The sequence below is a fragment of the Stenotrophomonas sp. CCNWLW57 genome, from assembly GCF_037203925.1.
Classification (GTDB): domain Bacteria; phylum Pseudomonadota; class Gammaproteobacteria; order Xanthomonadales; family Xanthomonadaceae; genus Stenotrophomonas; species Stenotrophomonas rhizophila_A.
Map to the genome: position 1 here is coordinate 33,583 of NZ_JBBCBJ010000010.1, position 12,001 is coordinate 45,583.

At 66.6% G+C, this 12,001-nt stretch carries 9 protein-coding genes and 2 tRNA genes; 1 reads left to right on the top strand and 10 read right to left on the bottom strand.

Annotated elements, in window-relative coordinates; translation table 11 throughout:
* Window positions 1-8: 8 nt before the first annotated feature.
* Together V9K91_RS18905 and V9K91_RS18910 are read right to left on the bottom strand one after the other, a co-directional pair.
* Window positions 9-94: transfer RNA gene (locus V9K91_RS18905), tRNA-Tyr, on the bottom strand.
* 138 nt (window positions 95-232) lie between these two features.
* Window positions 233-1,243, bottom strand: a complete 1,011-nt coding sequence (locus V9K91_RS18910) for an isoaspartyl peptidase/L-asparaginase (protein WP_093534626.1) — start codon at window positions 1,241-1,243, stop codon at window positions 233-235.
* Between the two features lie 233 nt (window positions 1,244-1,476).
* Between V9K91_RS18910 and V9K91_RS18915 the strand changes: the two genes are divergently transcribed.
* Window positions 1,477-4,212: a TonB-dependent receptor gene (locus V9K91_RS18915; RefSeq protein ID WP_336442927.1), complete on the top strand. Its 2,736-nt coding sequence runs from the start codon at window positions 1,477-1,479 to the stop codon at window positions 4,210-4,212.
* 804 nt (window positions 4,213-5,016) lie between these two features.
* Here the strand turns inward: V9K91_RS18915 and ychF are convergent.
* The 8 genes from ychF to V9K91_RS18955 form a co-directional block, all read right to left on the bottom strand.
* A complete protein-coding gene (ychF, locus tag V9K91_RS18920; protein ID WP_336442928.1) occupies window positions 5,017-6,108 on the bottom strand; it encodes a redox-regulated ATPase YchF in 1,092 nt (363 codons plus the stop codon).
* Between the two features lie 52 nt (window positions 6,109-6,160).
* Complete coding sequence (gene pth, locus V9K91_RS18925; RefSeq protein ID WP_184124884.1) at window positions 6,161-6,739, bottom strand: aminoacyl-tRNA hydrolase; 579 nt, start codon at window positions 6,737-6,739, stop codon at window positions 6,161-6,163.
* Window positions 6,740-6,819: 80 nt separating this feature from the next.
* Window positions 6,820-7,437 (bottom strand): 50S ribosomal protein L25/general stress protein Ctc, encoded by a 618-nt coding sequence (locus tag V9K91_RS18930; RefSeq protein ID WP_068849424.1) that lies wholly within the window; start codon window positions 7,435-7,437, stop codon window positions 6,820-6,822.
* A 114-nt stretch (window positions 7,438-7,551) separates the two neighbouring features.
* Entirely contained in the window at window positions 7,552-8,511 is a 960-nt protein-coding gene (locus tag V9K91_RS18935) for a ribose-phosphate diphosphokinase (RefSeq protein WP_038692467.1), read from the bottom strand.
* Window positions 8,512-8,645: 134 nt separating this feature from the next.
* Window positions 8,646-8,722, bottom strand: a tRNA-Gln gene (locus V9K91_RS18940).
* Between the two features lie 9 nt (window positions 8,723-8,731).
* The gene (gene ispE / locus V9K91_RS18945; protein ID WP_336442929.1) at window positions 8,732-9,601 is read right to left on the bottom strand and encodes a 4-(cytidine 5'-diphospho)-2-C-methyl-D-erythritol kinase; all 870 of its coding nucleotides are present in this window, start codon (window positions 9,599-9,601) and stop codon (window positions 8,732-8,734) included.
* A complete protein-coding gene (gene lolB, locus V9K91_RS18950; protein WP_249833791.1) occupies window positions 9,598-10,257 on the bottom strand; it encodes a lipoprotein insertase outer membrane protein LolB in 660 nt (219 codons plus the stop codon). Before lolB ends, ispE begins: the two co-directional genes overlap by 4 nt.
* Window positions 10,254-11,939, bottom strand: a complete 1,686-nt coding sequence (locus tag V9K91_RS18955; RefSeq protein WP_093534562.1) for a tetratricopeptide repeat protein — start codon at window positions 11,937-11,939, stop codon at window positions 10,254-10,256. Before V9K91_RS18955 ends, lolB begins: the two co-directional genes overlap by 4 nt.
* Between the last annotated feature and the right edge of the window lie 62 nt (window positions 11,940-12,001).

Sequence of the window (12,001 nt, forward strand, 5' to 3'; positions counted from 1 at the left end):
CATGAAACTGGTGGAGGGAGGTGGATTCGAACCACCGAAGGCGTAAGCCAGCAGATTTACAGTCTGCCCCCGTTGGCCGCTTGGGTATCCCTCCTTACCACCCTGTCCCGTGGCGCCGAAGCGTTTTCGGTGTGGGGTGGAAGAGCCGTGAATTTTGGGGGTGAATGCGGGTTCTGTCAACAACCTTTTTGAAATTTTTCACACCAATCGCAATTTGCCCTGACAACGCGGGCTATTGGCCCGGAAGCGTCAGCGTTTCGTCCGCGAAGATCGCCACGTGCGGCACGCCGTCGGCACCAATCCAGCCGCGATACATGCCCTGCGTATTGAACGGCGTGGCGGCACGGCCATCGACCCCCAGCACGATCGCACCACCATCGCCGCCCAGCGCGGGAATGCGCGTATTGATCACCTCGCGCCCGGCGTCTTCCGGCCCCTGCTTGAGGTACTGCATGCGCGCGCAGATGTCGTACGCGGCGGCCGTGCGGATGTAGTACTCGCCCCATCCCGTGCCGGACACCGCACAGGTGGCGTTTGCGTAGGTACCGGCGCCGATGATCGGTGAGTCGCCCACCCGCCCGTAGCGCTTGTTGGTCATGCCACCCGTAGAGGTGCCGGCGGCCAGGTGGCCCTGGCTGTCCAGCGCGACGGCGCCCACGGTGCCGAAGTGGCGGGCCGTTTCCAGGTCGGCATGGGCCTGACCGCTGGCCTCCTCCTTCAGCGCCTTCTGCAGCTGCTGCCAGCGCTTTTCGGTGCGGAAGTAGGACGGATCGACCAGCGCGATGCCCTGGCTCGCGGCGAAGGTCTCGGCGCCCTGGCCCACCATCATCACGTGCGGGGAGTGCTGCATCACCGCTTCAGCGAGGAGGATCGGGTTGCGCACGCGCTGCACGCCGGCCACTGCGCCGGCCTTGAGGCTGGCGCCGTCCATCAGCGCGGCATCCAGTTCGTTGCGCCCGTCATGGGTGAACACCGCGCCCTTGCCGGCATTGAAGGTCGGATCGTCCTCGAGCACGGTGATGGCGGCGGTGACCGCGTCCAGCGCCGGCTTGCCGGCCGCCAGCGCCTGGTGGCCCTTGATGAGCGCCTGGCTCAGGGCCGCGCGCGCGGCCTTTTCCTCGGCCGCCGAGAGATCCTTGCGCTGCACCCCTGCCCCACCATGGATGACCAGCACCGGTTCGGCGGCCAACGCGAGGGGGCTGAGCAGGCACAGGGACAGCAGGAGAGCGGATCGGCGGGACATGGCGATGACCGGGGTGGGTGAACCCCCATCATGCCCGCGCCGCACGCCCGCCTGCATCGGCCGAAAGCCATGCAGGTCGGGGACCGGGGCCGGAAATCGGCTTCAGCGCATTCCTGAAGATGAGGCAGTGGTGAACGGCATGAAAAAGGCGTTAAATGCGCGCCGTCCGTTCACCGAATGTGAATGGGGGTCGCGGCCTCCCCTGAGGCCTACTTTTCTTGTTGGGAATTCTCATGCGTAAACAGGCGATGGCGTGGTCGATCCAGCTGGCGTTGATGGGTGTGGCCGCAACCGCGGCGGCGCAGGCCCCAGCCCCCGGGGTGCAGCAGCTGGACACGGTGCAGGTCACCGGCTCGCGCATTCCGCGCGCGCAGGTTGAGGGCCCGGCCCCGGTCACGGTGATCACCGCCGAGCAGATCCAGGCCAGCGGCTTCACCAGCGTGCCGGACGTGCTGCGTTCGATGACCCAGAACGGCGGTGAGACCCAGAGCCAGCAGTCCGCCAGCGGCGCCGATTTCTCACCGGGCGCGCAGCAGGTCGACCTGCGCGGGCTGGGGCCGAACCACACCCTGGTGCTGGTCAATGGCCGCCGGATCGCCGACTTCCCGATGCCGTTCCAGGGCCGCAGCAACTTCACTGACGTTTCCAACATCCCGCTGGGCATGATCGACCGGATCGAAGTGCTGACCGGCAGCGCGTCGGCCATCTACGGCTCGGACGCGATCGCCGGCGTGGTCAACTTCATCCTGAAGAAGCAGGTCGATGGCACCACGGTGGACGTGCGCATGGGCACCACCACCGAGGGCGGTGGCGAGTCGTTCGACATGAGCATCGCGAGCGGCTTCGATGCGGGAAAGTTCAGCGCGGTCTACAGCCTGGAGCTGCAGTCGCAGACCCCGCTGTGGGCCTATGAGCGCGCGCAGCAGGATTCCACCCTCGACGCCCCCACCGACAGCGCGCGCGCCGCGCGCCGCGCTTACCTGCGCACGGATTACAACGACGATTACCTGGACCCGGGCCAGGCCACCTGCGATGCGCTGGCCGGACAGAACAAGGGCAGCACCTACTACGCCGAGCGCGCGCGGTACGGCTTCTACTGCGGCAGCGACCGCTCGATCGGCTACGGCACGATCCTGAGCAAGCGTCGTGGCGCCAACGGCTACGCCTCGCTGCGCTACGGCTTCGAGAATGGCGCGGAGTGGTTCGCCGACGTACAGCTGGGCTACCACGACATCGCGCTGATGCGCGACGTGACCCAGTGGGGGCTGATGGCGCCGGACGGCAACGAAGACGGCTACTTCCATAACCAGGCCACCGACCAGGTCGAGTTCTGGCAGCGCCAGTTCTCGCCGGAGGAAATGGGCGGGCTGAGCAACGGCATGATCCGCAGCACCCAGAAGACCTTCAGTGTCACCACCGGGTTCAAGGGCTCGCTGGGCGCGGCCTGGGATTACGAGGCCTCGCTGAGCCATTCGCAGTACCAGTCGTCGATCCGCTGGCCGCAGATCATCGCGGCCAAGGCCAACGACCTGTTCCTGGGCCCGCAGCTGGGCGAGGATGACGATGGCTTCCCGATCTATAACGCGGACCCGGCGCGCCTGTACCGGCCGCTGACCCGCGCCGAGTACGATTCGATCGCCGCACGCACCACCTACACGCCCAGATCGCGCACCGATACCGCCGCGCTGACCCTGACCAACGGCGAGCTGTTCGAGCTGCCCGGCGGCAAGGCCGGCTTTGCGGCCACCGCCGAGTTCGGCAACCAGTCCTACGCGCTCCATCCCGATCCGCTGGCCACGCAGTACTACTACTACAGCTGGAAGGATTCGGACGGCCATGGCAGCCGCAACCGCTGGGCCACCGCGGCCGAGCTGCGGCTGCCGCTGCACGACACGCTCAACGTGAGCGTAGCCGGCCGCTTCGATCAGTACCGCTACTCGGGCAACACGATCGGCAAGGCGACCTGGAGCGGCGGCATCGAGTGGCGGCCGATCGATTCGCTGCTGGTGCGCGGCTCGTACGGCACCGCGTTCCGCGCGCCGGACCTGCATTACGTGTATGCCGGTCCGGGCAACGATGAAACCAGTGCCAACGACTACTACGCCTGCGCGGTAGACGGTGCCGACGACTGCTCGGATTACGAAGAGAACCTGATCCGCACCCGCCAAGGCAACCGCCAGCTGGATCCGGAAACCAGCACGTCCTGGAGCGCCGGTCTGGTGTGGTCGCCCGCAGTGGGCCTGGACCTGTCGGTGGACTGGTTCGACATCGACATGCGTGACCAGGTGCAGGACATGGACGTGAGCACGATCCTGCGCGATGAGGCGGCCTGCCGCCTGGGCGACGCCGATGCCAGCTCGCCGACCTGCGTGGACGCCATCAGCCGCATCACCCGAACCGACGACGGCCGCCTGTACGGGGTGCACGTGAGCCCGATCAACATCGCCCGCGAAACCACCCGTGGCATCGACGTCGGCCTGCGCTACCGCCTGACCACCGGCGCGGGTGATTTCATCCTGAGCGGCAACCACACCTGGGTGCAGCGCCATGATTTCCAGCAGTTCGCCGGGGACGTGGTGGAAGACCAGTTCGCGGTCAACAGCGGCTTCGACATACCGCGCACCAAGACCAGCGCCAGCCTGACCTGGGAGAACGCGGCGTGGTCGACCACGCTGTACGGTTCGCGCCTGGGCAAGCTGCCGAGCTTCGACAGCTACGACCAGAGTTTCGACTGGGAAAGCGGCGACAGCCCGTGGATGAAGGCGACGTACCGCTACAACCTGTCGGTGCAGTACCGCTTCGACGACCATTCGCGCCTGTCGCTGTCGGTGGTGAACCTGTTCAACAAGATGCCGCCGAAGGATGCGACCTATACGTCGTACCCGTATTACGACGTGTCGTGGTTCGATACCGTCGGCCGCCAGTTGAACCTGCAGTACACGCACAAGTTTGGTGGGTCTGCGCTGTAAGCGGGTGAGGCGAACAGCCGTTCTGCAACGATCGTCTGGCTTGGCGGGACGGTGCGGGTTTCCGGGGGACGCCGTGAACCCATCCATGGGGGCTTGTAGAAAACATCCATGTTTTCTACACCCCCGGAAACCCGCCCCGACCCGCCTTTGACGGTGTGTCGTTGCCATGGGAAACGCGGGGGACGGCCGTTGGCCGTCGATCATTCCGATCCAATTCATGCGCTACCGGACGTAGATGCGTTCACGGCGGTTGTTTGGGAACCAACCCTACCGGCGATGCCGGAGCATGCCAAACAACGGGAATTCCGCTCCTTCCTTGGCCACCGGCCAACTGTCGGGGGCCGGCGGGGGTGGGTTTGCGGGACCGTAGAAAACATGGATGTTTTCTACGAGCCCCCATGGATGGGTTCACGGCGTGTCCCGCAAACCCGCACCCGACGGCCCAAGCCAGGCACGTTCGCAGCGCACGGCTGTTCGCCCAGATGCGAGAAGCAGCCGGGCAGAGCCCGGCGTCACGTCGATTGGATGCGGTTCTCCACAGGGTGCGTGGAGAGTGATGGGAGTTAGCTGTGGACAAGCCTGCGTGAGCCCCGTGCCGCAATGGTTTCGAATGCATGGTGATTATTTGTCCATGCCGGCGGCGGGTTTTCCACATGGCGCGTGGAAAGGCATGGGAGTTTGCTGTGGACAAGTGCGGTGAAGCCTGTCGCGCAGTGCTTTCGGGGCGTGGCTAATTATTGTCCACGCCCAAACGCAAACGCCCCGCTCAAGGCGGGGCGTTGCGGACATCAACGGTCGGATCGATCAGACGTTGAAGCGGAAGTGCAGGATGTCGCCTTCCTGGACGCGGTATTCCTTGCCTTCCAGGCGCAGGCGACCGGCTTCCTTGGCGCCGGCTTCCCCCTTGTACTTGATGAAGTCGTCATACGCGATGGTTTCGGCGCGGATGAAGCCCTTCTCGAAGTCGGTGTGGATCACGGCGGCCGCCTGCGGGGCGGTGGCGCCCTTGCGCACGGTCCAGGCACGTACTTCCTTCACGCCGGCGGTGAAGTAGGTCTGCAGGCCGAGCAGCTTGTACGCCGCGTTGATCACGCGGTTGAGGCCCGGCTCGCTCAGGCCGAGGTCGGCCAGGAACGTGTCGCGGTCTTCGTCGTCCAGCTGCGAGAGCTCTTCTTCGATCGCCGCCGAGACCGGCACCACCATCGCGCCGTCGGCCGCAGCGTGCGCGCGCACCGCTTCCAGGTGCGGATTGTTCTCGAAGCCGTCTTCCAGCACGTTGCAGATGTACATCACCGGCTTCAGCGTCAGCAGGAACAGGTCGCGCACCAGCGCCTTCTCTTCCTCGTCCAGGCCCACCGAACGACCCGCCTTGCCGTCGGACAGCGCAGCCTGCAGCTTCGCCAGCACCGGCTTGCGTGCCGCTGCATCCTTGTCGCCACCCTTGGCCGCGCGCTCGGCGCGGTTCAGCGCCTTTTCCACGCTGTCCAGGTCAGCCAAGGCCAGCTCGATGTCGATCGTCTCGATGTCCGAGATCGGATCCACCTTGCCTGCCACGTGGATGATGTCGCCGTGCTCGAAGCAGCGCACCACGTGGGTGATCGCATCCACTTCGCGGATGTGGGCCAGGAACTTGTTGCCCAGGCCTTCACCGCTGGCGGCACCGGCGACCAGGCCGGCGATGTCGACGAACTCCACTGCGGTCGGGATGACCTTCTGCGGGTTGATGATCGCCGCCAGTTCGTTCAGGCGCGGATCCGGCACCGGCACGATGCCGACGTTCGGCTCGATGGTGCAGAACGGGAAGTTGGCCGCGGCGATGCCCGCCTTGGTCAGCGCGTTGAACAGGGTCGATTTGCCGACGTTGGGCAGGCCGACGATGCCGCATTTGATACCCATCTTTGACAACCTCTGGGGTGGTAGGCACCGACCGTCGGTCGGTACGCCGTGGTTATTTCGGGGTGTGCAGGCGCTTCATCGCCTCACTGTAATCGCCACGCACGGCCAGCGGCAGTACGTCGATGGCGTCGTCGATGGCATGCCCGATCAGCACGTCATCGTCCTTGCTGGCACGGCCGAGCACCCATGGCACCACGCGGTCCTTGTGACCGGGATGACCGATGCCGATGCGCAGGCGGTGGAACCTGCCATGGCCGAGCAGGCGGATGGTGTCACGCAGGCCGTTCTGGCCACCGTGGCCGCCATCGAACTTGAGCCGGGCCACGCCGGGCGGCAGGTCCAGTTCGTCGTGCGCCAGCAGGGTTTCCTCGGGCTCGATCTTCCAGAAGCGCTGTGCGGCGGTGACCGACTTGCCACTGAGATTCATGAAGGTGGCGGGCTTGAGCAGCCACACCGGTTGGCCGGCGATATCGACCTTGGCGGTCTCGCCGAACAGCTTGCTGTCCACGCTCCAGCGCGCGCCGGCCTGTGCGACCAGGGCGTCAATGAAACGAAACCCGGCATTGTGCCGGGTCTGGGCGTGCTCGGGTCCGGGGTTACCCAGGCCAACGATCAATCGCAATCCTGTCATCGCTCTTCTTCATCGCTACCGGCGTCGTGCCGGTACATGCAGAAACGGCGCCTGCCCCGGGGGACAGGCGCCGCAATCACTTACTCTGCAGCAGCCACTTCTTCGTCAGCGGCTTCGCCCTTGCCGTGCTTGGCAGTGACGATGGCGTCGTCGTGGTCCTTGCCCTGGGCCAGGGCAACGATCTCAACGCCCTTCGGCAGCTTGATGTTGGACAGGTACACCACGTCGCCAGCCTTCAGTTCGCCCAGGTCGACGTCGATCGACTCCGGCAGGTCCTTCGGCAGGCAGCTGACGGTGACTTCCTTCAGTTCGTGGGTGACCACGACGTCGGCAGCCTTGCCGGCCGGCGAGGTGTCTTCGTTGAGGAAGTGCAGCGGCACCGAAGCGGTCAGGGCCTGGTTCTCATCCACGCGCAGGAAATCCAGGTGCATGATCAGCTGCTTGTGCGGGTGGCGCTGCATGTCACGCAGCAGCACCTTGGTGATCTGGCCGTCCAGGTTCAGGCTCAGGATCGACGAGTAGAACCACTCGTTCTGCTGGGCCAGCCAGGTGGCGTTGTGGTCCAGGCTGATGGCGACCGGTTCGGCGTTGCCACCGTACACGATGGCCGGGATCACACCGGCGTGACGCAGGCGGCGGCTCGCACCCTTACGCTGCAGTTCACGCTTGGTGACCTTGATTTCATGGGTCTTCGACATTTTGCTTCTACCAGTTGTTGCCTTGCCGGAGTGGCTTGGCGATGAAGGGCACGTCCGCGACCAGACGTCCCCGGGGCCCTGGCTGCCGTTGCCGGCGGCCAGGAAAAAAACGAATCAATCCACGTACAGCGAGCTGACCGACTCGCCGAAGGCGATGCGGCGCATCGTTTCGGCCAGCATTTCCGCCACGCTGAGCTGGCGGATCTTGCTGCACACGCGCGCTTCTTCACGCAGCGGGATGGTATCGGTCACCACCAGCTCGTCGAGCTGGGAGTTGTTGATGTTGTCCACCGCCGGGCCCGAGAGCACGGCGTGGGTGCAGTACGCGGCCACCTTGAGGGCGCCACGCGCCTTCAGCGCCGCGGCGGCCGCACACAGGGTGCCGGCGGTATCGACGATGTCATCGACCATCACGCAGGTCTTGCCTTCGACGTCACCGATGATGTTCATCACGGTGGAGACGTTGGCGCGCGGACGGCGCTTGTCGATGATCGCCAGGTCGGCATCGTCCAGGCGCTTGGCGACGGCACGCGCACGTACCACGCCACCCACGTCCGGGGACACCACGATCAGGTTTTCAGTGCCGTAGGCGCGCCAGATATCGGCGAGCAGCAGCGGCGAGGCATACACGTTGTCCACCGGCATGTCGAAGAACCCCTGGATCTGGTCGGCATGCAGGTCCACCGTCAGGACGCGGTCGGCGCCAACGGCGCTGAACATCTTGGCGGCTACCTTGGCGGTGATCGGCACGCGCGAGGAGCGCATGCGGCGATCCTGGCGCGAGTAGCCGAAGTACGGCACCACGGCGGTGACACTGTTGACCGAAGCGCGCTTGAGCGCATCGATCAGGACCAGCAGTTCCATCAGGTTCTCGGCGCTGGGCGCACAGGTCGGCTGGATCACGAAGACGTCCTGCTTGCGGACGTTCTCTTCGATTTCGACCTGCACTTCACCATCGGAGAAGCGCGACACCAGCGCCTTGCCCGGTCGCACCCCCAGTTCCTTGCAGATGCTCTGCGCAAGGCGCTTGTTGGCGTTGCCGGAAAATACCAGCAGGTTCGGGTGATCTTGCATCATGACGGTCTCGGGCGGGAGCGATTGGCGGAGAACTCGGCCGCCGGCGCCCGAGGACGTCTGCGGTGACAACACCGCGGCCGTTCAACCGTGTCCGCGCAGCATGCGCATGGAACGCGGTTGGCGTCCGCAAGTGGCAGGGGCGGGAGGATTCGAACCTCCGAATGCCAGGATCAAAACCTGGTGCCTTGGGCCTCTTGGCGACGCCCCTGCATCAAAATCAATAACGCTCGAGTACATCAAGCAGTGGCGAGCGCTCCACGCCCGCAGCCACCCATGCCCGCAGTTCCTTCGGCAACCGCGCCAGGCCCTGCTCTGCAGCAGCGCGCGTGGCGAACTCGACGAAACAACCGCTTCCCGACCCGGTGAGTCGTGCCCGGCCAATCCTGTCCAACGCGATAAGCACTGCCTCGACGGCAGGTTCGCGACGGCGCAGTACCGGCTCGAACGCATTCCCGAGCAAAGACCCGGAAGCGAAGTCCGCTATTTTCGCTACTGGGGCGTCGCGCGTCAAATCGGGACTGGCGAAAAGTGCAGCCGTGGGCACGTGAACGCCGGGGTCGGCGATCACATACCAGGCCGGCGGCAGCGCCAGCGGGGTCAGTTGTTCCCCCACGCCTTCGGCCCAGGCGTTGCGGCCGCGCACGAAGACCGGCACGTCCGCGCCCAGCTGCAGGCCCAGGCCGGCCAGCGCGTCTTCGTCCAGACCCGTTTTCCAGAGCGCGTTCAACGCCACCAGGACGGTCGCCGCATCGGAAGAACCCCCACCAAAACCACCGCCCGCCGGAATGCGCTTTTCGACGGCGATATCCGCACCTTGCGCGACGTTCGCATGATTTTTCAGAAGAACTGCAGCACGCACGGCGAGATCATCGGCCTCGGCCACGCCCGGCACGGAGGGCCCCACACGACGCACCTGGCCGTCTTCACGCACCTGCAGCCGGACCCGGTCGCCCCAGTCCAGCAGCCGGAACACGCTCTGCAGTTCGTGGTAGCCGTCGGCGCGGCGGCCGGTGATGTGCAGGAACAGGTTGAGTTTGGCCGGGGCCGGAAACCACGGCCCGCCGGCGTTCAGGTCCAGCGCGCTCATGGGCTGCCGAGCACCCAGCCGTCGACCAGCAGGCGCACCTTGGCGTCGCCATTGACCGCCTCGATCCGCCGCGGCAGCACGGGGCGGTCGCCTTCGGCCGGGTACCAGTCCAGGAATTGGATGTCCCAGCCCATCTGGCGGACGCGGCGCGGCCGGCCTTCGGCGTCCCGATCGATCTGCTCGGCACCAGCCCCTTCGGCGACCAGGCCGCGCACCCATTCCGGCAACTGGTTGACCGGGATATCCCAGCCGGTGGCCTCCAGCAGCACCTGCTGCGCATCCTCGCCCTGGCGGGGCCCACCGTCCACGCCGTCCAGGCGCCCGCTGCGGTTTTCGCTGTCGCCGCTCAAGGTCCAGCTCTGCCGGGTGACCGGCGCGCTGAGTGACACCACGTATTGCCGCGCCTGCTGCTGCCAGTCGATGCGACCACTGCCGCCGTTGCGCCCCTTGCTGACCGCGACCCGGCCCTGGAACGACCACGCCGGCTGTGCGCGCAGCGCGTCCACGCGCGCGGCCTCTGCCTGCTGCGCTTCGGTGCTCACGGTGGTCACCACATCGGGGGCGGCCGGGGCCTTGCGCGTGTCCAGTGACACGCAGGCCGACAACGACACGGCCAGGACCGCCGCCAGGGCGGCCTTCACGGGAATCAGGTTCATACGCCGTATTTCTCGATCACGCGCTGCAGCGCACGGTTTTCCGGGTCGAGCTTGCGTGCTTCATCGAAGAAACGGCGGGCCTCGTCCTTGCGGCCGAGTACCCACAGCACCTCACCCACATGCGCGGCGATTTCCGGGTCCTTGGCCAGCGTCCACGCGCGGCGCAGCTGCACCAGCGCTTCTTCGTTGCGGCCCAGGCGATAGAGCACCCAGCCGTAGCTGTCGACGATGGCGGCGTTGTCCGGCTCGGCCACACGGGCACGGTCGATCAGCTCCAATGCTTCCTGGTAGCGCGTGGTGCGGTCGGCCAGGGTGTAGCCCAGCGCATTGAGCGCGGCCACGTTCTCCGGCTCGGTCACCAGGATCTTGCGCAGGTCCGCTTCGGCGCGCGGCACGTCATCGCGGCGCTCCCAGGCCAGCGCGCGGGCATACAGCAGCGCGTTCTCGTCCGGGTAGGCGGCCAGGCCCCGGGCCAGCGCGTCCAGCTCACCCGGCAGGTCATCGCCCCGCTGGCGCAGCTCGGCTTCGAGCAGGTAGGCATCGCGCCGCGCTTCGTCGTCGATCATGGCGTCGGACTGGATCGCGTGCACCCCGGCAAAGGCCTTGTCGGTCTGGCCCAGTTCGTACTGGGCGCTGGCCGCACGCAGGCGCGCTTCGGCGCGCTCTTCGCCGCCCGGCACGCTGAGGTACCAGTCCACCGCTTCGGCATGGCGTTTGAGGTATTCGGCGATCTTGCCCAGCAGCAGGCGCTGCGCCGGATCCGGCTTGGTCGCCTGCTTCGAGAGATCGGTATACAGCGCCAGCAGCGCCACATCGTCCTTCTGCTTGGCCAGCAGCGAGGCGCGCATGCCCCAGGTCTGCACGTTCTGCGGACCGACCGCGAGCACGCGCTCGGCCGATTTCGCATCGCCCATGGCGTCGTAGGCGATGGCCACGGCATTGCGCAGCTCCGGGTCTTCGGCGGTGCGCGGCTCCACCGAATGCAGCGCCGCCAGCGCGTCGTCGGTCTTGCCGGCCTGGAACATCAGGCTGGCATTGAGCAGCGCCACGCGCGGCTCACCGGGGAAGCGGCGCACCACTTCATCGACCATGCGCCGGGCCAGCTCGGGCCGGTCCATGCGCATGGCCAGCCGGCCGAATTCCTGCCAGGGCTCGAGCTGGTTGGGGATGGCGTTGTCGTCGACCAGCCGGCCCAGCACATCGGCGGCGGCGGCCGGGTCGCGGCCCCCACCGACCAGCGCGGCCAGTGCGAACTTCCAGCCGCGCGGGTCCGGGTCACGCAGCAGGCTGGCCAGCTCGGTCCGCGCGCCCTTCACATCGCCCTTGCGCAGGTCCAGCGCGGCCGCAGCGCTGCGCATGGACAACGAACGGGGCGCACGCTTCTCCCACAGGGCCAACGCGCGGGTGGCGCGCTTGTCATCGTCGGCGAGCATGGCGATCCGGGTGGCGCGCTCGGCCAGGCCGGCGTCGTCACGGCCCGCCTCGGCGGCCTCCAGGTACCAGCGCGCGGCCTCGGGCAGCTTGCCGGCCTGCAGCGCGAACTCACCGGCCATGACCGGGGTCAGCGACGCCGGTTCGGCCGTTCCGGCCTTGCCAGCCGGTGCAGCCGGGGCCGCCGCCAGGGCGCTGGCGGTGAACAGGGACAGCAGCAGAACGCTGGAGATGCGAATCAATGCGGGCATCGGGGGCTTCTGGCCTTAAAATGACGACTTGAATGGCCAGCAGCTTATCGCAAGCAACTGAA